Origin of the sequence: Mycetohabitans endofungorum, from assembly GCF_002927045.1 — a bacterium.
In the GTDB taxonomy this organism is placed as follows: Bacteria; Pseudomonadota; Gammaproteobacteria; order Burkholderiales; family Burkholderiaceae; genus Mycetohabitans; species Mycetohabitans endofungorum.
Window position 1 is genome coordinate 34678 of record NZ_PRDW01000008.1, and the last position, 20860, is coordinate 55537.

The 20860-nt window shown below is 63.1% G+C and carries 22 protein-coding genes and 1 tRNA gene; 10 read left to right on the forward strand and 13 right to left on the reverse strand.

The genetic code is table 11. The features are described 5' to 3' along the window. Positions 1–41 precede the first annotated feature (41 nt). Both B0O95_RS09045 and B0O95_RS09050 read left to right on the forward strand, forming a co-directional pair. The gene (locus B0O95_RS09045) at positions 42–914 is read left to right on the forward strand and encodes an ATP-binding protein (protein ID WP_104077616.1); all 873 of its coding nucleotides are present in this window, start codon (positions 42–44) and stop codon (positions 912–914) included. A gap of 17 nt (positions 915–931) precedes the next feature. After that, positions 932–1393 carry an NUDIX domain-containing protein gene (locus tag B0O95_RS09050; protein WP_304611017.1) on the forward strand — a complete coding sequence of 154 codons (462 nt, stop codon included), beginning with the start codon at positions 932–934 and terminating at the stop codon, positions 1391–1393. A gap of 3 nt (positions 1394–1396) precedes the next feature. Here the strand turns inward: B0O95_RS09050 and B0O95_RS09055 are convergent, their stop codons facing one another. The 9 genes from B0O95_RS09055 to B0O95_RS09095 form a co-directional block, all read right to left on the reverse strand. Then, the gene (locus B0O95_RS09055; RefSeq protein WP_104077617.1) at positions 1397–1597 is read right to left on the reverse strand and encodes a DNA gyrase inhibitor YacG; all 201 of its coding nucleotides are present in this window, start codon (positions 1595–1597) and stop codon (positions 1397–1399) included. 25 nt (positions 1598–1622) lie between these two features. Beyond that, on the reverse strand, positions 1623–2378 hold the full coding sequence (zapD, locus tag B0O95_RS09060; RefSeq protein ID WP_104077618.1) for a cell division protein ZapD: 756 nt from the start codon (positions 2376–2378) through the stop codon (positions 1623–1625). A gap of 129 nt (positions 2379–2507) precedes the next feature. Continuing rightward, positions 2508–3122 (reverse strand): dephospho-CoA kinase, encoded by a 615-nt coding sequence (gene coaE / locus B0O95_RS09065; RefSeq protein WP_104077619.1) that lies wholly within the window; start codon positions 3120–3122, stop codon positions 2508–2510. A gap of 2 nt (positions 3123–3124) precedes the next feature. Beyond that, the gene (locus B0O95_RS09070) at positions 3125–4117 is read right to left on the reverse strand and encodes a prepilin peptidase (RefSeq protein ID WP_104077620.1); all 993 of its coding nucleotides are present in this window, start codon (positions 4115–4117) and stop codon (positions 3125–3127) included. Positions 4118–4162: 45 nt separating this feature from the next. Next, positions 4163–5347: a type II secretion system F family protein gene (locus B0O95_RS09075; RefSeq protein ID WP_158249478.1), complete on the reverse strand. Its 1185-nt coding sequence runs from the start codon at positions 5345–5347 to the stop codon at positions 4163–4165. Positions 5348–5403: 56 nt separating this feature from the next. Next, the gene (locus B0O95_RS09080; protein ID WP_233203260.1) at positions 5404–6903 is read right to left on the reverse strand and encodes a GspE/PulE family protein; all 1500 of its coding nucleotides are present in this window, start codon (positions 6901–6903) and stop codon (positions 5404–5406) included. Positions 6904–6964: 61 nt separating this feature from the next. Continuing rightward, positions 6965–8278, reverse strand: a complete 1314-nt coding sequence (locus B0O95_RS09085; RefSeq protein ID WP_104077622.1) for an HlyC/CorC family transporter — start codon at positions 8276–8278, stop codon at positions 6965–6967. A gap of 505 nt (positions 8279–8783) precedes the next feature. Next, positions 8784–8860 (reverse strand) — tRNA-Pro (locus B0O95_RS09090). A gap of 30 nt (positions 8861–8890) precedes the next feature. Further along, on the reverse strand, positions 8891–9931 hold the full coding sequence (locus tag B0O95_RS09095) for a polyprenyl synthetase family protein (protein ID WP_104077707.1): 1041 nt from the start codon (positions 9929–9931) through the stop codon (positions 8891–8893). Between the two features lie 225 nt (positions 9932–10156). On the opposite strand from B0O95_RS09095, the gene rplU reads away from it, so the two are divergent. The 4 genes from rplU to proB all read left to right on the forward strand — a co-directional run bounded on the left by rplU (position 10157) and on the right by proB (position 13309). Continuing rightward, positions 10157–10468 carry a 50S ribosomal protein L21 gene (gene rplU, locus B0O95_RS09100; RefSeq protein WP_013434098.1) on the forward strand — a complete coding sequence of 104 codons (312 nt, stop codon included), beginning with the start codon at positions 10157–10159 and terminating at the stop codon, positions 10466–10468. Between the two features lie 18 nt (positions 10469–10486). Next, on the forward strand, positions 10487–10747 hold the full coding sequence (rpmA, locus tag B0O95_RS09105; RefSeq protein ID WP_104077623.1) for a 50S ribosomal protein L27: 261 nt from the start codon (positions 10487–10489) through the stop codon (positions 10745–10747). A 271-nt stretch (positions 10748–11018) separates the two neighbouring features. Continuing rightward, a complete protein-coding gene (gene cgtA / locus B0O95_RS09110) occupies positions 11019–12137 on the forward strand; it encodes an Obg family GTPase CgtA (protein WP_104077624.1) in 1119 nt (372 codons plus the stop codon). 53 nt (positions 12138–12190) lie between these two features. Then, positions 12191–13309 carry a glutamate 5-kinase gene (proB, locus tag B0O95_RS09115; RefSeq protein WP_104077708.1) on the forward strand — a complete coding sequence of 373 codons (1119 nt, stop codon included), beginning with the start codon at positions 12191–12193 and terminating at the stop codon, positions 13307–13309. A 118-nt stretch (positions 13310–13427) separates the two neighbouring features. Here the strand turns inward: proB and B0O95_RS09120 are convergent, their stop codons facing one another. Beyond that, positions 13428–14030, reverse strand: a complete 603-nt coding sequence (locus B0O95_RS09120) for a CNP1-like family protein (protein WP_104077625.1) — start codon at positions 14028–14030, stop codon at positions 13428–13430. 129 nt (positions 14031–14159) lie between these two features. Then, positions 14160–14840, reverse strand: coding sequence for an RNA pyrophosphohydrolase (locus B0O95_RS09125; protein WP_233203263.1), 681 nt, complete (start codon positions 14838–14840; stop codon positions 14160–14162). Positions 14841–14950: 110 nt separating this feature from the next. On the opposite strand from B0O95_RS09125, the gene B0O95_RS09130 reads away from it, so the two are divergent. Both B0O95_RS09130 and B0O95_RS09135 read left to right on the forward strand, forming a co-directional pair. Then, positions 14951–16687 (forward strand): proline--tRNA ligase, encoded by a 1737-nt coding sequence (locus B0O95_RS09130; protein ID WP_104077626.1) that lies wholly within the window; start codon positions 14951–14953, stop codon positions 16685–16687. A gap of 11 nt (positions 16688–16698) precedes the next feature. Then, positions 16699–17295 carry a MarC family protein gene (locus B0O95_RS09135; protein ID WP_076785490.1) on the forward strand — a complete coding sequence of 199 codons (597 nt, stop codon included), beginning with the start codon at positions 16699–16701 and terminating at the stop codon, positions 17293–17295. Positions 17296–17350: 55 nt separating this feature from the next. Here B0O95_RS09135 and B0O95_RS09140 read toward each other — a convergent pair whose 3' ends face one another. Both B0O95_RS09140 and ffh read right to left on the reverse strand, forming a co-directional pair. Beyond that, complete coding sequence (locus tag B0O95_RS09140; protein ID WP_104077627.1) at positions 17351–17899, reverse strand: hypoxanthine-guanine phosphoribosyltransferase; 549 nt, start codon at positions 17897–17899, stop codon at positions 17351–17353. Positions 17900–18015: 116 nt separating this feature from the next. Next, positions 18016–19383 (reverse strand): signal recognition particle protein, encoded by a 1368-nt coding sequence (gene ffh / locus B0O95_RS09145; RefSeq protein WP_104077628.1) that lies wholly within the window; start codon positions 19381–19383, stop codon positions 18016–18018. 127 nt (positions 19384–19510) lie between these two features. Here ffh and B0O95_RS09150 point away from each other — a divergent pair, with 127 nt between their 5' ends. Together B0O95_RS09150 and B0O95_RS09155 are read left to right on the forward strand one after the other, a co-directional pair. Further along, positions 19511–20440 (forward strand): cytochrome C assembly family protein, encoded by a 930-nt coding sequence (locus B0O95_RS09150; RefSeq protein ID WP_104077629.1) that lies wholly within the window; start codon positions 19511–19513, stop codon positions 20438–20440. A gap of 59 nt (positions 20441–20499) precedes the next feature. Beyond that, complete coding sequence (locus B0O95_RS09155) at positions 20500–20841, forward strand: PP0621 family protein (protein ID WP_104077630.1); 342 nt, start codon at positions 20500–20502, stop codon at positions 20839–20841. Positions 20842–20860: the final 19 nt, after the last annotated feature.

Sequence of the window (20860 nt, forward strand, 5' to 3'; positions counted from 1 at the left end):
CACACTGCGGGACATGACCGTACCGCTGGAGATCGATTGCGATGGACAAGCTTGAACAATTCCTGACGCGCGCCGAGGCGCTGCTCGAACGCCTAGAGGCCGTGTTGCCGCCGGCCGCGCCGGCCACCGACTGGGATGCGGCCATTGCGTTCCGATGGCGCTCGCGGCAGGGGCGGGGGTTTTTGCAGCCGGTCGCCCATCCGCCGACGATCCAGTTGTCCGACTTGCAGAACATTGACCGGCAAAAGGCACTGATCGAGCAGAACACCCGTCAGTTCGTGCGGCGCTTGCCGGCGAACAACGTGCTACTGACGGGCGCGCGCGGCACCGGCAAGTCGTCGCTGGTCAAGGCCTGCCTGAACCAGTTCGCGCCCGAAGGCCTGCGTCTGATCGAAGTTGACAAGGACGAGCTGCACGATCTGGGCGACATCGTCGAGCAGATCGCCTCGCGCCCTGAGCGGTTCGTTGTGTTTTGCGATGACCTGTCGTTCGAGGAAGGCGAATCTGGCTACAAGGCGCTGAAGGTGGCTCTGGACGGCTCGATTGCGGCTCAGTCCGACAACGTGCTGATCTACGCGACGTCGAATCGTCGTCATTTGCTGCCCGAGTACATGCGCGACAATGAGACCTACCGGCACGCGGCGGATGGCGAGATCCATCCGGGCGAAGTGGTCGAGGAGAAGATCTCGCTGTCCGAGCGCTTCGGGCTGTGGGTCAGCTTCTATCCGTTCAAGCAGGATGACTATCTGGCGATCGTCGCGCATTGGCTCAGGCATTTTGCGTGCAGTGACGCTGAGATCGATGCCGCGCGGGGCGACGCGCTGGTCTGGGCGCTGGAACGCGGCTCGCGTTCGGGCCGGGTTGCGTGGCAGTTTGCCCGGGACTGGTCCGGCCGGCGGCAGAAGGCACAATGACCGCGGGGCGCCCGACCATGACGCCGGATACGGTCGCGCGGCACGACGTGTCGCAGGCGCACGCCGCCACGCATACTGCTGATGGGCGCCGGATCACCGAAGTGGCCGTCGGCGTGATGCTGCACGAGGATGGGCGTTTCCTGCTTGCGCAGCGGCCCGCCGGCAAGCCGTACGAGGGCTACTGGGAATTTCCGGGCGGCAAGCTGGAGCCGGGCGAAAGCGTCGAGGACGCATTGGCGCGCGAGTTGCATGAGGAACTCGGCGTGACGATTGCCGACTGCGTGCGCTGGCGGGTCCTCGAACATGACTACCCGCACGCTTACGTGCGGTTGTTCTTCTGCAAGGTGACTCGCTGGAGCGGTGAGCCGAGCGGTCGAGAAGGGCAGGCGTTTGTCTGGCAGGTGCCACCGGTTCAGGTTGCGCCGCTGCTGCCGGCGGCGTTGCCGGTGATCGACTGGCTCAGCGCTGAACGGGGTTGAACCTCAGTTGAGCCCGCCCAGTTTCTGCGGGTCGCCATGCGCCTCGTCGGTCGGGCGGTCATCGCCGCCGATCGTGTATTTCCCGGTTGCCCACGCGCCGAGATCGATTTGCTTGCAGCGCGCGGAACAAAAAGGACGGAACCGGCTTTCTGGCTTCCATTCGACCTTTTTGCCGCAAGTCGGGCAGTTAACGACGGTCGTCATATCGGTAAAAGTTTGATTATTCGGCTTACAGGCTGCACAGCGTCAGTTGGAATGGCACGTCGACGTCGATAGTGCGCGGCCGCATGTCACCATCCTGCGCGGTGAAGCGCACCCACAACATATACTTGTTGGCGCTGGCCTCGGGAATGACCCGCAGGTCCGGCGCCACACGCACTTGCATCAATTGATAGGTCCGCCCCGACAACATTTGCTGATAGCTGCCCTGCATCGCCATGACCTTTGCGGCCTGCCCCGATTCGCGAGCAAGACGCAATACAATCGCTGCCGCGTCGCGTAGCGGCACCAATGGCATTGCCCATTTCACGATATCCGCGCGGCGCTGCTGCGCAGTGCAGCGCTGCCATGCGTAATACGATGGCAGATCGAAGCGGCAAGTTCCGCCGGGAATGATGGCCCGGCTGCGGATGCTGGCCAGCCATTCATTGTCGGCCAGATGCTGCCCCGTTTTTCCTTGCATCTGTGCAAGGCCGGCCAGCGTTTGCTCGATTTCCGCGAGGACTGTCTCGAGCGTGTTCTGTTCGATCCCGGGACTGCCGCGAAAGGATGCCAAGGCCTGGCGTTGGCGATCGAGCTCCTTCATCAGATCCGACTTCAAGTCGCTGCGGCTTGTTACTTCAGCGATCTCGAACAGTGTGGTCAGGGCGACGTGGTGTTCTCTCGGGTCTTCTTGCGCCAGGAAGAACGTAAAGCGGTCGAACAGATCTTCGAGGCGCAACAGCGTTCGAATGCGCTCATTGAACGGATACTCGTAGAGAATCAAGCGTAGGTGCCTTTCACTTTGGAAATGCCGGACAGGGGCGGCAATTTGCGCCCATTCTAATGCGCTCGAATCCCCCTAGCAATCGCTACGAAAGTCGTGCTGCATCGCATACCATCGGCGCACGCCGATTCACGACGGCGCACTATCGCTCGCTAAGGACAAATAGCGCTGATGCAGCAATGCAATTTCCGGCAGGAGCGGCTCGATGGTGCCCGCCTCATTGACGAGGATGTCGTCTGCGGCCGCGAGCCGTGTCTGCCGCGTGGTCTGACGTGCCATGATGGCTTGCACCTGTTTGCGCGTGAAGCCATTGCGCCGCATGACGCGCTCAACCTGCGTCTGCACCGCACAATCCACTACCAGCACGCGATCGACACGTTCGCGCCAATGGCCCGCCTCAACTAACAACGGCACGACACAGATCACGTATGGGCCACTCGCCGCTTGCATTTCGCGGTCCGTCTCGATGCGGATCAGCGGGTGCACGATCGCTTCGAGCCGTTGCTTCGCTTGCGCGTTGCTGAACACCAACTCGCGCATCCGCGCGCGGTCTAGTGCGCCTTCCGCCGTGATGAAGGTGGCACCGAACTGCGCCCGGATGCCGGGTATTGCCGCGCCGCCGGGCGCGGTGACGCGATGCGCGATGAGATCGGTGTCCACGATCGGCACGCCATAGGCGGCGAAAGCATTGGCGACCGTTGTTTTGCCACTGCCGATCCCGCCCGTGAGTCCAACTTTGAACATCGTCAACCTCCGAGCAGCCGATAGAGCGGCGTGCCGCCGAACAGCGTGAGCACTGCTGCTCCCGCCAGAAACGGACCAAACGGCAACGGCTCCTCCAGGCGCATCCGCTTGGCGAGCGTGGCGCCAAGGCCGATGATCGAGCCACACACCGAAGCGACCAGTATCACCTGCAACAGTGGGCTCCAGCCGAACCATGCGCCAATGGCGGCAAACAACTTGAAGTCGCCGTAGCCGATACCCTCCGCGCCGCGCACGAGCTTGAACAGCCAGTAGACGGCCCACAATGACACATACCCGGCCGCCGCACCGATCACGGCTGCGTCCAGCGGCGCGAATACCGCATGTAGATTGATCAGCAGCCCCGCCCAGAGCAGCGGCAACGTCAGCGAATCGGGCAGTAGCTTAGTTTCCAGATCGATGGCGCTCATCGCGAGCAGCGCGGCGCAGAACGCAAAGGCGGTAAGCGCCGTGAGCGTGGGGCCGAACGCCGCGAGCGAGAGTGCCGCGAACAGTGCACAGGCGGACTCGATCAACGGATAGCGCCAACGGATCCGCGTACCGCATGCCGAGCATCGGCCGCGCAATGCAACAAAACTGAGCAACGGAATGTTCTCGTACAAGCGCAGCGTATGTCCGCATGCAGTACATGCCGAGCGCGGCACCCATAGGTTATAGCGCCGTAGCCAATCGGTCTGCGACAACGGACCGGGCCTTCGCTCGGGCGCCGGATTTGACACGGCATCGTGTTCATCGCCTCCTGCGCTCAACGCATGCTGGGCATTTTGCTGTGCGTAGTCGGCCAGCTCTTGCTGCCATGCGTGTTCGAGCATCAGCGGCACGCGGTGTATGACGACAGTCAGGAAACTGCCGATGACCAATCCGAGCGCGCAGGCGAAAGCGTACTGCCAAGCAACCGGCAGCATCGAGAAGGCGTCGGCGAAGCCGGCGATCCAGTGGCCGGGGCCGTGTAGGGCGATGACAGAAAACGAATGCATGTCGGTGGCCAGCGAGGGACGGTACGCGATGCTACCTGATTGAAATCACATTACGTTGCCCATTTCGATAATGGGCAGATACATGGCGACCACGAGCGCGGCAATCAGCGCGCCGGGCCCGACAATGATAAGCGGTTCGGCCAGTTGTGCGAGCAGGCCGATTCGTTCCGCCACGAGCCGGTCATTCCAAGCGCCGATGTCGGCCAGCGTCGTGCCGAGCGTGCCGGCTTGTTCGGCAAGTGCGATCGTGGCCACGACGTCGGGCGGAAAGCAGGTGCTGGCACGCATGGCATCGGCCAGGCTTGCGCCGACGCGCACTTGTGCCGCGATGTCGCGTGTCGCGGCGTCCATCGCGGCATTGCCGCTGATGCCGTCCACGGCGTCGAACCCGTCGGCCAGGGCGATGCCGGCATCGAGAACCCGGCCCAGCGCATAGCTCCAGCGCGCGATGGCCACGCGCTGCACGATGGGGCCCACGAGCGGCGCACGCAACAGCAGTGCGTGCAGGCGCAGGCGAAACCGTGGCGCGCGTTGCCAGGCCAGCATGCCGCACGCAAACCCGAGGCCCCCCGCCGCAACCATCGCCGGACCGTGCGCCAGCATCTGCCGGGACAGCGCGACCACGATCCGCGTGGGCCTTGGCAACGGCGAGCCGAATCCGGCGAACACCCGTTCGAATGTTGGTACCACCCAGGCTAGCAGTAACGCGCACAGGCCCAGTGCCAGCGCGAGGGTCAGCGTCGGATACCATAGCGCGTTGCGCAGCCGCGCACGTTGTGCGGCCACGCGGTCCCGGGTGTCCGCCAGTTGGGTGAGGATCGTATCGAGCGAGCCGGTGTGTTCCGCCAGCTCGACGAGCCGCCAGTACGCGGCCGGAAACACACGGCTATGGCGTTGCAGCGCCATAGACAGCGTACTGCCTTCTGTGATGTCTCGCAGCACTGTCTCGAATAGGTGTCGCAGCGGCGTGCCCGCGTGCTGCGCCACCAGCGCCAACGCGGGTTGCAGCGACAGTCCACTGTGCAGCAGCATGGCCAGGTGTCGCGTGGCGCGCGTCAGGTCAGCGTAGCGTACGCGTGGACTCCACCGTGCGCGGACCTCGATGAGCTCGACCGCGACAATCCTGTCGCGCCGAATACGCTCGAGTGCCGAACGCGCGTCGAGCGCCACGAGCGTACCGCGACGGCGGCGGCCGTCGGCGCCGATGCCTCGCCAGTGGAAGCGGGACATCGTTGGCCGATGGGGCGAAGCGGCTTTGATGGGGGGCTGCATCACGTGCCAGTCCATCACGCATCGTCCGTCACCGCAAGAGCTTCATGCAGCGATGTCGTTCCATCGCGCACGCGCGCGAGCGCGGATTGCCGCAATGTCTGCAGGCCGGCTGCGCGCATCGCGTCCGCCAGCGCATGGGTCGGCGTCCGCGCTGCGATGCGCTGTTGCAGTGCGGCGGTCACGGGCACGACCTGATGGATTGCGCAGCGGCCCACAAAGCCGGTGCCGCGGCATGCCGTGCAACCGACCGGTCGATAGGATTGCCAGCGGCCCGCCAGCGCTTGGTCGACATGTGCGGCCGTCATGCCGGCCGCACGCAGTGCGACAGGGTTGGGCGTATCGGCGAGTCGGCACGTGCTGCATAATCGCCGCACCAGCCGTTGCGCCGTGATCAGCTTGACCGCTGCCGCCACGTTGTACGGTTCCACGCCCAGGTCCGTGAGTCGGGCGAGCGTCGCCGGTGCATCATTGGTATGCAGTGTGGCAAGCAGCAAATGCCCGGTCTGTGCGGCGTTGATGGCGACCGAGGCGGTTTCCGTATCGCGGATCTCGCCGACCATGATCACGTCCGGGTCTTGCCGCAGCAACGCGCGCAGCACCGATGCGAAACCCAAGCCTGCCCGGTCGTTGACCGACACCTGGTTGATGCCGGCGAGCTCGATCTCGGACGGGTCCTCGATCGTGCAAAGATTGAACGCATCGCGATTGAGTTCGCGCATGAAGGTATAGAGCGTCAGCGTCTTGCCGCTGCCCGTGGGTCCGGTGACCAGCACCATGCCTTGCCGGACGCGCAACGCATGCTGTACGGCGGACAACTGGGCGGCGTCAAAACCCAGTCCTGTTAGATCCAGCCCATCGGGTAGCGCATCAAGACGGCGCAGCACCACTTTTTCGCCGAATACCGTGGGCAGCGTTGACACGCGGAATTCATCGAACCCGGCGCCGGACACGGCGATGCGCAACCGGCCATCCTGTGGCGCGCGTCGCTGCGCGATGTCCAGCCGCGACAGCACTTTGATTCGTGTGATGACTGCGTCACGCAGGTGCGCGGGTGGATTGTCGAGGCGATGTAGTCGACCGTCGATCCGCAGCCGAATTTGCCATTGGTGTCGGCCCGGCTCGATATGGATATCTGAGGCGCGACACGCGCCGGCTTGAGCAAATAAATCGTTCAGCAGGCGTACCGCCGGTGCGTCGGTGTCGTCTGATTGCGCGGCGTGTGCGAGCGCGCGAGCACGCTGTGCCGCACGCGTCGTCAGCTTAGTGGCGCCGGGCGCCGTAGCCGAGTGCACCGGCGCGGCCGGCGCCGTGAAACCGGAACGCGCGTGCTCATCGGCTTCGCGCGGCACGGGCGGCTCAGCCGTGGAGCGCATGGAAATGGGATGGGCGCCGTGCGCCGCAGGGGACGGTGGCTCGGCCGGGAACAACGGGTGATCAGGCATGCTGGCGATGTGCTGGCGGCGCAATGCAATAAAGACCTGCTTATCGTCGCGTGCTCGCTGCATTCGCGCCATTCAGCCGAACGGCCAATCGCGTTGGTGTACTGCCGGGCCGGCGTACCGCTTTGCCGATAGGCTAGCGGGCGTGCTGGCGTGCCGCCACCGCGTGCGCGGCGTCCAACCGCGTGGGCCGGAAGAGTTTCACCGTGCGGATGGCTTGATTGTCGATCTGCATGACCTCCATGCGCGTGTCGCCGACCACCAGGCTCACGTCGCCTTCCGGGATGGCCTCCAGCAGTTCCAGGATCAGGCCATTTAACGTCTTCGGACCATCAAGCGGCAACCGTAGGCCAAGCCGGCGGTTCAACTCCCGTAACGGGATGCTGCCCGCGACGATGCATTCCCCTTGCGCGTTCCAGCCGCCTGCCGCGCCGCTTGCCGTGCGCGGCAATGTCGTCGTGAACTCGCCGATCAACTCCTCGATAATGTCCTCCGGCGTCACAAGCCCTTGGACTTCGCCATATTCGTTGACGACCAGCGCCATCCGGTGCCGGTTCTCTTGGAAGAACTGCAACTGCTGAAAGACCGGCGTGCCGCTGGGCACGAAATAGGGCTCCGTGAGCAACTCGCGCAGCTTTTCTCGCTCGAATTCCTGGTTGTGTAGCGCGGCGAGGGTCTTGCGTACATGAAGCATGCCGAGCACGCGGTCAATGTCCCCCTGATAGACGACCAACTTGTTGTGGTAGCAGGTTTCCAACTGCTGGACCAACTGGTCGAACGGCGCATCGAAGTCTAGCGCCTCGATGCGCCGGCGCGGAATCATGACATCATCGACCGAGATGCTCTCCAGGTCGAACAGGTTCAGCAGGATGCTGCGGTGCTTGCTTGGCATGAAGCTGCTCGATTCCAGTACGACGCTGCGCAATTCGTCGTTGGACATGCGCAGATCCCGCCCGCTTTTCGTATTGATGTGCAGCACGAACAGGATGCTGTTGGCCAGCATGTTGACGAACCAGACCAGCGGGCGGGCGAGGGTAATTAGCGGCTTGATGACGAGGCTGGCCGGCAATGCGATCTTTTCGGGATAGGCCGCGCCGACGATCTTCGGTGTGATCTCGGCGAACACGATGATTAGGAATGCGACGATCCCGGTGGTGATCGACAGCACCGCGCTGTGGTTGCCGAACGCGTGCAGCGCGATCGATGTCGTGAGCACCGGGATGATGACGTTCATCAGATTGTTGCCGATCAGGAGCACGGACAGCAGCTGGTCGGTGTGCGCGAGCAAGCGCTGCGTCGTCTTCGCACCCATCACGCCCTTGCCCGCCAAATGCTTGAGCCGATGGCGGTTTAACGCCATCATCGCGGTTTCCGAGATTGAAAAAAAGCCCGATATGAGCAGCAGCACGACTACGGCGCCAATTTGCGCCCAAAGAGGGAGAGTTTCCACGCGAAAAAGCCGGATGCCGGCTATTGGACGATGAAGTCAACTATATCAGAGCGCCGGGGGCGTCCGTACAGTAGCCCGGCGGGCGACAGACTGGCGCGACAAGCGTTCTGCCGGTTCTTTGCATTCCTGCATTAGTGCTTTTGAGCCGCCACAGCCCCACATCCCCTTCAATCCAGCCCGAAAAGTAGGAGGCTGGGTCGAGACCAACGGAACATGGTGTCATGGCATGACCTGCATCGCCAGCGTGGAAGCCAGCACGCCACACGTCGGGATCCATCTGCACGCCGATTGTCATCGCAGCAACGCAGAACGCCCACCGCGAATCCAGCGTTGCTGGCCATGAAGTTTGCAGCCGTGAATGCTGACGTGAGGAAAGATAGTCAAAAAGAAAATGTCCCGCCAACTTGGCGGGACATCCTTGGGCAACCCGATGTAGGATTTATTCTATCTCAACATGCACATCGAGTTAGAAGGACCGATAACCTGTTGATTCTACTGAGAATTCTGGTCGGGGTGAGAGGATTCGAACCTCCGGCCTCTACGTCCCGAACGTAGCGCTCTACCAGGCTAAGCTACACCCCGAATTGGATCACTTCAGCATTTCCGTCTCTTTCAAGACTGGCGCGACGCTGAATAAGAGCATAATTCTAGCAGCGATTCTTTGAATTGGGAATCTGGAAATGAAAAAATGGCGCGCGCCGCAGCCTGTGCTTCCGCTTCGGCGCAGCGCAGCGTGTAGTCGAGCGCGCCCGACTCGGTGATGGCGGTGAAAATCGTGTCGAATCGGTCGGTGCCGCCGTGCTCGATGGCGTCCCGGGCCAACTGCGCCTGCTCGGCGGTGCCGTGCTCGATCAAATAGATCAGCGGTAGCGTCGGCTTGCCTTCGCGCAGGTCGTCGCCGGCATTCTTCCCCATTGACTCGGGCGTGCCAGTGTAATCGAGCCAGTCGTCCATGATCTGGAAGGCGGTGCCGATCGTGCGGCCAAACTCCGCCGCGGCGGCCTCCATCGCGGGTGGCGCATCGGCGATGACCGCGCCCAACTGGGCTGCCGCCTCGAACAGCTTGGCGGTCTTGTAGCGGATCACCTGCATGTAGCGCGCTTGATCCACGTCCGGATCATGCATGTTCAGCAACTGCAACACCTCGCCTTCCGCGATGACGTTGGTGGCGTCCGACAGGATCTGCATCACGCGCAAGTTATCGCACGCGACCATCATCTGGAACGCGCGCGAATACAGGAAATCGCCGACCAGCACGCTGGCTGCGTTGCCAAACAGCGCATTGGCGGTTTGCTTGCCGCGCCGCAACTGTGATTCGTCGACCACGTCGTCATGGAGCAGCGTCGCCGTGTGGATGAACTCGATGACCGCCGCTAGCTCGTGCCGGTGGCCGCTGCGCTCTCCCAGTGCGTTCGCCACCAGCAACAGCAGGGCGGGGCGCAGGCGCTTGCCGCCTGCACCGATGATGTATTCGGCGATCTGGTTGATCAGGACGACGTCCGACGCGAGCCGCGTGCGGATCACGCGATTGACTTGTTGCATGTCGTCGGCGATCGGCGCTAGCGTGGCGGCCGCGGACGGGGTGGTGGTGGCTGTCAACGACGTAAACCGGAAAAAGGGTGGGCGGAGTAAAACAGGCGAATTATAAGGCACTGGAGCGGCCGACCGTGCTTTGCCGCCAGCTTGTCGATCATGATCGGACGAGGCGCCCGCCCGTGTGCGCTCGATCTGCAGCAGGTTTTGACTTGCCTTAAAAATCTCTATATAATCAAGTGTTTCTGTGCGTGGTGCGCAGAAACGCACGAAGCGCGCGAAAACGCGTGTTCGAAACAAATGAAGGGGTCCGGATCCGGGCCGCTTTTCAAGTGAGGTTCAACAATGTACGCGGTCATAAAAACCGGTGGCAAGCAGTACAAGGTCGCTGCCGGCGAAAAATTGAAAGTAGAACAGATACCGGCAGACATTGGCGCTGAAATCACGCTCGACCAGGTGCTCGCAGTAGGCGAGGGCGAATCGATCAAGTTCGGTACGCCGCTGGTGGGTGGGGCTTCCGTCAAAGCTACCGTGGTATCGCACGGACGGCATGCGAAAGTGACGATCTTCAAGATGCGTCGCCGGAAGCACTACCAGAAGCATGGCGGCCACCGCCAGAATTACACCGAATTGCGCATCGACGCGATCAACGCGTAACGCGCAGGGAGTCCACAGATGGCACACAAAAAGGCAGGCGGCTCGTCCCGGAACGGCCGCGATTCCGAAAGCAAGCGCCTCGGCGTCAAGGTGTTCGGCGGCCAGGCAATCCATGCCGGTGGCATCATCGTGCGTCAACGTGGCACGCGGATGCATGCTGGCGACAACGTCGGGATCGGCAAGGACCATACGCTGTTCGCGCTGATCGACGGTCATGTCCGCTTTGCGGTCAAGGGCGCGGCGAAGAAGCATATCGTCAGCGTGGTCCCGGCTGCTTGAATACCCAGTGATCACCACGCGAACCGGCTGACCGGATCCGGCACCCCGCCGGGCTCACGCCGGTGACGCCGCCTCGGGCTGCCGATGCAGGGCGGGCGTGACGAAGCAAAAGGCCTCGCAATCTGCGGGGCCTTTTTGTTGGTGCTGGCAAGATATGTTGCGAGTGCCGCAACGCGTTTGTGAGCGCTGACAAAATCGCGGCGCCGGCGGCGCGATCGGCGGGTCGGCGGCAGCAGGCAGGCAAACGGCGCAAGCCGAACGGAGCAATTGAATGAAGTTCATTGACGAAGCGAGGATCGAGGTCATCGCCGGTGACGGAGGGGATGGCAGCGCATCGATGCGCCGTGAGAAGTTCGTTCCGTTCGGCGGGCCGGATGGGGGTGACGGCGGGCGCGGTGGCAGTGTTTACGCTATCGCGGATCGCAACATCAATACGCTGATCGACTACCGGTACGCGAAGAAGCACCAAGCGCGCAACGGCGAAAACGGGCGCGGATCGGACTGCTACGGCAAGGGAGGCGAGGACATCACGTTGCGGATGCCGGTCGGCACGGTGATCACGGATCGGGATACCGGTGAGCTGATCGCCGACCTGACTGAGCACGATCAGCGCGTGCTGCTCGCCAAGGGCGGCGCCGGGGGGCTCGGTAACCTGCATTTCAAGTCGAGCACGAACCGGGCACCACGGCAAAAAACCGAAGGCAAGCCGGGCGAGCGCCGCATGCTAAGGCTCGAGTTGAAGGTGCTGGCCGATGTCGGCCTGCTGGGCATGCCCAACGCGGGCAAGTCGACGTTTATCGCGTCGGTGTCGAACGCGAAACCAAAGATCGCCGGCTATCCGTTCACGACGCTTGCGCCGAACCTTGGGGTGGTGCGGGTCGGACCGGCGAAGAGCTTCGTGATCGCTGATATCCCGGGCCTAATCGAGGGCGCCGCCGAAGGCGCCGGGCTGGGGCACCAGTTTCTACGGCATCTGCAACGCACCAGGATATTGCTGCATCTGGTCGATCTTGCGCCGTTTGATGACGGCGTCGATCCGGTCGCGGAGGCGGGCGCGATCGTCAACGAGCTGCGCAAGTACGACGAGGCGCTTTACCGCAAGCCGAGGTGGCTGGTATTGAACAAGGTTGACATGATTGCAGAGCACGAGCGCGAAGCGCGCGTGGCCGACTTTGTCGAGCGCTTCGGTTGGCAGGGACCGGTATTCCAGATCTCGGCGCTCACCGGCCTGGGCTGCGAGAATCTGTGTTATGCGGTCTACGACTACTTGTGCGAGACCGGGCTGGCGGCGCACGCGCAGCATGCCGAGGACCTGGCGGCCGACGTGCGGTTCCGGGATGACGCACAGACGTGCGACGACGCGACACCACCCAGCGCCGATACACAGTGACTGTCGCCGCCGCGCAACACGATACCGAACGGGAACACAAGGACGGCGCAACGATGCGTTCGATCATTGCCGATGCAAAACGGCTGGTTGTGAAAGTGGGTTCGAGCCTGGTTACCAATGACGGGCGTGGGCTGGATCATGACGCGATCGGGCGGTGGGCCGCGCAAATCGCCGCATTGCGCCAGCAGGGCAAGGACGTGGTGCTGGTCAGTTCCGGCGCGATCGCCGAGGGGATGCAGCGACTGGGCTGGAGCCGGCGTCCACGCGAGATCGCCGAGCTGCAGGCCGCGGCCGCGGTCGGCCAAATGGGGCTGGCGCAGGTCTATGAAAGCCGCTTTGCCGAGTATTCGATCCGCACGGCCCAGATCTTGCTCACGCACGCGGACCTGGCCGATCGCGAGCGATACCTGAATGCACGCTCGACGCTGCTCACGTTGCTCAGGCTCGGCGTGGTGCCGATCATCAACGAGAATGACACGGTCGTCACGGATGAGATCAAGTTCGGCGACAACGACACGTTGGGCGCGTTGGTGGCGAACCTGATCGAAGGGGACGTGCTGGTGATTCTGACCGACCAGTGTGGTTTGTACACGGCCGATCCGCGCAAGAATCCTGCCGCGACGCTGGTGCAACAGGCCGACGCCGGCGACCCCGCGTTGGAGGCAATGGCCGGTGGCACCGGTACAAGCATCGGCCGGGGTGGGATGTTGACCAAGATCCTGGCCGCCAAGCGCGCCGCGCACAGCGGCGCGGATACGGTGATTGCAAGCGGTCGAGAGCCGGACGTGCTGGTCCGGCTGGCGGCGGCGGAGTCAATTGGCACGCAACTCATTGCGCGGACCGCCCGCATGGCCGAGCGCAAGCAATGGATGGCGGACCAACTGCAAGTGCGCGGCCATGTCGTGATCGACGCGGGCGCGGTCGAGAAGCTGACTTCCGGCGGCAAGAGCCTGTTGCCGATCGGCATCGTCGACGTGCAAGGCATTTTTGCCCGCGGCGAGGTGATTGCGTGCCTGGACGAAGCGGGCCGCGAGGTGGCGCGTGGGTTGACGAACTACAGTAGTGTCGAGACGCGGCTGATTCGCCGCCATCCGAGTGCGCAGATCGAGTCGATTCTCGGTTACATGCTCGAGCCCGAACTGATCCACCGGGACAACCTGGTGATCCTGTAACGCCAGCGAGGTGCATGCATCGCGTACGGACCCGAAATGCGCGAAGCCGGTTGGCTTTGCTATCTTGCTATCGGGGTCGCTACTGAGGCTCGCTATTGGGGGCCGCTACTGGGGCCCTCTATTGATAGCGCGATGCGGCGATCCGTTTGTAGCGGATATTTTGCACGATCGACGAGGCCTTGCCCTGCGGCATCTTGTTCGCGCACATGTAGTCCTGGTATAGCGCGGCCTGATACGCGTTCAGCTGGCTGTTCTCGATGCGCCGCCAGCCGTTTGCCGCGCCCTGATCCCATTGTTCACCGCTGTCGTCGGCGGCCGCATAACGGCGCCATTCATAGGTTTCACAGCGCAAGCCCTCGTAATAAACATTGCGTGCACCCCGCGGGCTCGTGATCACGATCGTATAGCGCACGACGCTGTCGGTGCCCACTGACACGGACGCCGCGTCAACGGCGAACTGTAGGTTCGTCGTCGCGGAGACCTCGAATGGCAGCAGGTCCGCGGCGCGCGGCATTGGCGGCAACTTATCGACCTGGGTCTCGATCCAGTTCTGCGTGCGTTCCAGCAGGTAGACGAAGTCCTGACCGGGCTTGGCCCCCTGCTCCGGCGACGGGGACGAGCATGCGCCGAGCAGCGCGGCGGCGGTGATCGTGCTGACCAGGGCGGTGACGCGGCACGAGCTTGGGCGCGATGGGCAGGCAGGCGGGCAGACGTGTTTCAAGACGGATTCCTGACACAAAAGGTGGTGTATTAAAGCACAAGGGCCGGGATCCGGATGCGGATCTCCGGACCGCGGCCCTCGGCGGTTTACTCAGGCGGCTATGCGCCGCCAAGCAAACCCATGTGGCAGTCATGGTCGTGGCTTGGCGTCGACCGGCTCGACGACCAGCGCCGCGGCAGCCACGCCCAGCACTGCGGTCGCTGCGCGACCTGGGTTAGGCTCAGCGCCGGGCTCAATGTTCGAACATACCGTCTCGATTGATACTGTTACCACTTTTGCATTCGCCTTTGGGTGGCGGGCGCCATGGTGCGACGCAGAACGTTCATGGCGTCCGGGCTGCCGTCGCACGAAGCGGGAAAGCTCGGTCAGCGCCATCTGGTATACATCTCTCTTGAACTCGATCACGGCGTCCAGCGGCACCCAGTAACTGTTCCAGCGCCACGCGTCGAACTCCGGATGATCGGTCGCGCGCAGGCAGATGTCGCAGTCGCGTCCGATCATGCGCAACAGAAACCAGATCTGCTTCTGTCCTCGATAGTGACCGCGGACCTCACGCTTGATGTACTTGTCGGGCACCTCGTAACGCAACCAGTCGCGCGTGCGACCGATGACCTTGACGTGCTCGGGTCTCAAACCGGTTTCTTCGTGCAACTCCCGAAACATCGCTTGCAGGGGCGTCTCACCGTACTTGATGCCGCCTTGCGGAAACTGCCAGGAATGCTCACGCAGCCGTTTGCCCCAAAACACCTCGTTGCGCGCGTTCAAGAGGATGATGCCGACGTTCGGGCGAAAGCCTTCACGATCCAGCATACAACCACCTTCGAATCCTTTAAAATTGCTTTGATTATAAACAGTTAATGGGCGCCGTGCGACCCGGCTGGAGTCGGGTGTGCCGGCGCCCTTGTTTTGGAACCCCAAGAATGAAAGCTTCGCGTTTTTTCATCGGCACGCTCAAGGAAGCGCCGGCCGATGCCGAGATCGTCAGTCACCAGTTGATGGTCAGGGCGGGGATGATTCGCCGCGTCGCCGGCGGTATCTACAACTACATGCCGATCGGGTTGCGCTCGATCCGCAAGGTGGAGGCGATCGTACGCGAAGAGATGAACCGCGCGGGCGCCGTTGAGCTGTTAATGCCGGCGGTGCAGCCGGCTGAGCTATGGCAGGAATCCGGCCGCTGGGAGCAATATGGCCCCGAACTGCTGCGCGTGAAGGACCGCCACAACCGCGACTTCGTCGTCGGACCGACCCATGAGGAAGTGATCACCGATATCGCGCGCAAGGAGATCAAGAGCTACCGCCAGATGCCTGTGAATTTTTACCAGGTGCAGACCAAGTTCCGCGACGAAATCCGCCCCAGGTTTGGCGTGATGCGGGGGCGCGAGTTCGTCATGAAGGACGCGTATTCGTTCGATCGTGACCATACCGGGCTGCAGCTGTCGTACCAGAAGATGTACGACGCGTACGTGAGGATCTTCACGCGCCTGGGGCTCGAGTTCCGTGCGGTGGCGGCCGACAATGGCTCGATCGGCGGCACCGGGTCGCACGAATTCCATGTGATCGCCGCGACCGGCGAGGATGCGATCGCGTATTGCCCTAGCTCGGACTATGCGGCCAATGTTGAGGCTGCCGAAGCCGTGTCGTTGATCGCGTCGCGCGCGGCGCCGAGCGAGCCGCTGACAAAGAAGGCTACGCCGGGTAAGGCGAAATGCGAGCAGGTGGCCGATTATCTGGGTATTGCGTTAGAGCGCACGGTCAAGTCGATTGTGCTAGCCGTGGACAACGAGGGCGCCGACCCGACGATTTGGCTGCTGCTGCTGCGCGGCGACCATGAACTGAACGAAATCAAGGCTGGCAAGGTGCCGGGGCTGGCCGGCTATCGGTTCGCCACCGAGCAGGAGATCGTCGATTGGTTCGGCGCGCCGTCCGGCTATTTGGGGCCGCTGAACACGCGCAAGCCGGTGAAGGTGGTCGCGGACCGCACCGTGGCGAATATGAGCGACTTCGTTGTCGGCTCGAACGAGATGGGCTACCACACGACGGGGGTCAATTGGGGCCGCGACCTGCCGGAGCCGGAAGTGGCGGACTTGCGCAACGTGCGCCAGGGCGACCCATCGCCGGACGGCCGCGGCGAGCTGGACCTATGCCGTGGTATCGAGGTCGGGCATGTATTTCAGCTTGGTACGAAATACTCGGAAGCCATGGGCGCGACGTTCCTAGACGAGAACGGCAAGCCGGCACCGATGACGATGGGGTGCTACGGGATCGGCATCACGCGGATCCTCGGCGCGGCGATCGAGCAGAACTTCGACGAACGCGGCATCATTTGGCCGGAGGCCATTGCACCATTTCATTTGGTGCTGTGTCCGATGGGCTACGAGCGCAGCGACGCGGTGCGCGAGCAGGCGCACAAGCTCTATGATGAACTGCTCGGCGCGGGGATTGACGTGATCCTGGACGACCGGGGTGAGCGTCCCGGCGTGATGTTTGCGGATTGGGAATTGATCGGCGTGCCACACCGGCTCGTGATCGGCGAGCGCGGCCTCAAGGAAGGCAAGATCGAGTATCAGGGCCGCCGCGATGTGGAGCCGACGCTGTTGCCGCTCGAACAGGCGGCAGCATGGGTGGTTGAGCGGGTGTGCGCGGCACTGGCACGTTGACGGACACGGCCGTGCAATACACATTCCTATCCGCGACGGTCCTGCTGATCCTGATTACGGATCCGCTGGGTAATATCCCATTGTTCATCAACGTGCTGCGCAACGTTGCGCGGGAGCGGCGCCCGAAGGTGATCCTGCGCGAAGTGGCGATCGCGTTCGTCATCCTGCTGGTATTCATGATCGCTGGCCACGCGTTCCTGCGCATGATGCACCTGACAGATCTGTCGTTGCGGCTGGCGGGCGGGATCGTGCTGTTTCTGATTGCGCTGCGGATGATCTTTCCGCACGCGGAAGGTCCGTTCGGCGGCGATCCGCTCGGCGAGCCGCTGATCGTGCCGCTTGCGATTCCGGCGCTGGCGGGACCGTCAGCCATCGCGACCGTCATGCTGCTGACGTCGCAGGCGCCGGGCAAGATGCTCGAATGGATCGGCGCGCTCACGGTGACGATGGCCGTGTGCGCGATCGTGCTGCTGCTGGCCGATAAGATCCAGCGATGGCTCGGCACGCGCACCGTTGCCGCGTTCGAGCGGTTGATGGGACTCGTGTTGGTCGCGATTTCGGTGGAGATGATCCTCGAGGGTATCCGGATCTTCATGCGACAGCTTTAAGGGTTGCAGTCCCGGAGCGAAAACAGGTGAGCCGACGCGGCGGCCGGCACCGGGCTCAAGCGTCGCCTTTCAGCGCGCGGATCGCGCACAGGTTGCGCCAATACCCGTTGACGTCCATCCCGCAGCCGAACACATAGCGGTCCGGCACTTGGACACCACAGAAATCGGGGCGCAGCGGCTTGGTCTTCGCAATGATCTTCTCGCACAGCACCGCGCTGGCGAAGCGACGCGCGCCCTTCTCGATGATCCGGTCTCGGATCGCTGCCATCGTTTCGCCTTCGTCCAGGATGTCGTCGAGCACCAGCACGACTCGGTCCTTGACTGATTCGGCCGGTGCCACGCGCCACTGCACGTCATGGCCGCTTGTCGTGTTGCGATAGCGGGTCAAATGGATGTAGTCGAACTCGAGTGGGAAGTCCAGATGCGGCAGCAGCATGCCGGTGAACACCGCGGCACCGCCCATCACGGACAGCACAAGCGGGAACTCGTCACTCATCGCGTCGCGGATTGCAACGGCCATCCGCTGGATTGACGCCGCCACGTCGGTGGACGATACGATCTCCTCGGAGTTGCGGAAAATATCCAGGGCTTCTTCGCGGTTCATCGGGATCTCGGCGAGGGGCCTAATAAAGAGTGTGAATCAAAAAGAGAGTGTGAATCAAAAAACGGCGCGGGCTCCACAGAGAAAACCCGCGATGGCAGCCGCCGCGGCAGTTCGGCTCAGCGCAGCCCGGGCAGCATACCTTTCATGCCGCGCATCATCTTCTGCAGGTTGCCGCCCTTGAGCTTCTTCATCATGCCGCGCATCTGTTCAAACTGGTTCAGCATCCGGTTCACCTCCTGTACCTGCACGCCGGCGCCGGTCGCGATGCGTCGCTTGCGGCTTGCTTTGATCAGCTCCGGCTTGGCACGCTCGGCCGGCGTCATCGAATTGATGATGCCTTCCATGCGGCGCATCTGTTTTTCGGCCTGAGACATGTCGGCGTTGCCAGCGGCCTGCTGGAATTGCGCCGGCAGCTTGTCCATCAGTGTTGATAAGCCACCCATTTTCTTCATTTGTGACAGTTGGGCGCGGAAGTCATTCAGGTCGAAAGCGCCGCCTTTCTTCACCTTTTCGGCGAGCTGCTGCGCGGCCTGCACGTCCACGCCGCGCTGCGCCTCCTCGACCAGCGCCAGGATATCCCCCATGCCCAAGATCCGGTTGGCCATCCGTTCCGGGTAGAATGTCTCTAGGCCGTCGAGTTTCTCGCCGACGCCAACGAACTTGATCGGCCGGCCGGTCACGTGGCGTACCGACAACGCCGCGCCGCCGCGCGAGTCGCCATCGAGCTTGGTCAGCACGACGCCGGTGAGCGGCAGCGCGTCGTTGAAAGCCTTCGCGGTATTGACCGCGTCCTGGCCAAGCATTGCATCGACGACGAACAGCGTCTCGGCCGGCTTGAGCTGTGCGTGCAACGCGGCGATTTCCTGCATCATCGCATTATCGATGCCGAGCCGGCCCGCCGTGTCCACGATCAATACGTCATGGTAGTGCCGCTTGGCCCAGTCCAATGCGTCCCGTGCAATATCCAGCGGCTTTTGGTCTGGTTGGGACGGGAAGAAATCTGCGCCGACCTGCTCGGTGACGGTTTTCAGCTGCGCGATTGCCGCGGGCCGGTATACGTCGCACGACACGGTGAGGACTTTCTTTTTCTGCTTCTCGCGCAGCAGCTTGGCCAACTTGCCGACCGTAGTGGTCTTGCCGGCGCCCTGCAGGCCCGCCATCAAGATCACCGCTGGCGGCGTGACCGCCAGGTTCAGCTCGGCCGCCTTGCCCTCGTAGTCGCCGCCGATCACCGCAGTCAGTTCGCGTTGCACGACACCGACCAGCGCCTGGCCGGGGGTCAAGCTGCTGATCACTTCCTCACCGAGCGCCTTTTCTCGGACCTTCGCGATAAACTCGCGCACCACCGGCAGCGCGACGTCTGCCTCGAGCAGTGCCAGGCGCACCTCGCGCAGCATCTCTTGCGTGTTGGCCTCGGTGAGCCGGGCTTCGCCGCGTAGCGTCTTCACGACGCGCGCCATACGTTGTGTGAGATTGTCGAGCATGGGAGTTCGTGCGGTTCGCCGCGCATCGACGCGAGCCCGGGCGGGTGGTGCGGTCCGGGTGCATCAAGACACACGGGGGCAGCGAGATCCGGGCCGGCGGCGGGGCGCTAGTGTAAACTGAATGACTATGCACATTGTACTGTATGCCTTCACCGCGCTTTTGTATGGCAGCCTTGGCGTCGCCGCCTGGCGCTCGCATCGGCACGCGCGCGATCCGCACGGCACGCTGCTGGCCGCGGCGCCGGTAGCCGCGTTGCCGGCGGCGTCCGGCCGCGCCGCCGGCAACGGCACGTCACCGGTGGCGCGCGCGGTGCTGTTCGCCGCGCTGGTGCTGCATGGGGTGCTGCTGCATATGACGATCTTCCCGGCCGACGCGATGGTGTTCGGCTTTGCATTCGCGCTGTCGGCGATGCTATGGCTCGGCGCGGGCATTTACTGGATCGAGAGTTTCTTTTTCCGGCTCGATGGGCTGCGACTGCTGCTGATGCCGATTGCCTGCGTGGCTACGCTGCTGCCGCTGCTGTTCGGCGGCATACACGTGCTGGCCTATGCGGCGGACCCGCTGTTCAAAGTCCACTTCGTGTTGGCTAATGTCGCGTATGGGTTGCTGGCGATCGCCGCGTTGCATGCGATCCTAATGTTGCTGGTCGAGCGCCGGCTGCACGCGCTGCGCGGCGTGGCCGGGCGGCGCACGCCGGGGCCACCCGCGCGTGACTGGTTATCGAGTTGGTTCGATACGCTGCCACCGTTGTTGACGCTGGAAAAGTTGCTGTTTCGCCTGATCACCGCTGGCTTCGTGCTGCTGACACTGGCGCTGGTCAGCGGCGTGTGGTTCAGCGAGCAACTGATTGCCCAGGCCGTCAAGCTGGACCACAAGACCGTGTTCGCGTTCGTGTCTTGGATCATGTTCGGCGCGTTGCTAGTGGGCCGTCATTGGCGCGGCTGGCGTGGTCGCACCGCGTTGCGTTGGGTGCTGGCGTCGTTCGCGGCGCTGCTGTTCGCGTATGTCGGCAGCCGCTTTGTGCTGGAAGTGCTGTTGCATCGCGCGGTGGTCTGATTGACACAATCGGCTCGCGGTGGCATCCGAATCGTTTCCTGTGTGCTTATTCGTTCGTCATGGCCCGCATCCTCTTTTGGCTTTTTGTGATTCTCGCCATCCAGTGGCTGTGGCGCCAGGGCGTGCGTCGTGATCGGGCGCATGCCAGCCGCGAATCCGAGGCGGGACAGGAATCCATGCGCCCGCAGGCCGAACATGGTCGCGCCGATGGCGCGGCTGGCACGCGGCGCACCGGTGCCGCCGGTGACGGCACACTGCCGGAGGCCATAGTGCGTTGCGCACAGTGCGGCGTACACGTACCAGTGAGCGAGACGGTGTCGGTAGAAGGCCAGCCCTTTTGTTCCAACGAGCATGCTCTCCGCTACGCGGCCCGGCCGGTCAGGCGCGATAATGCGCGGTGAGCGGGCGATGTGCGCAGCG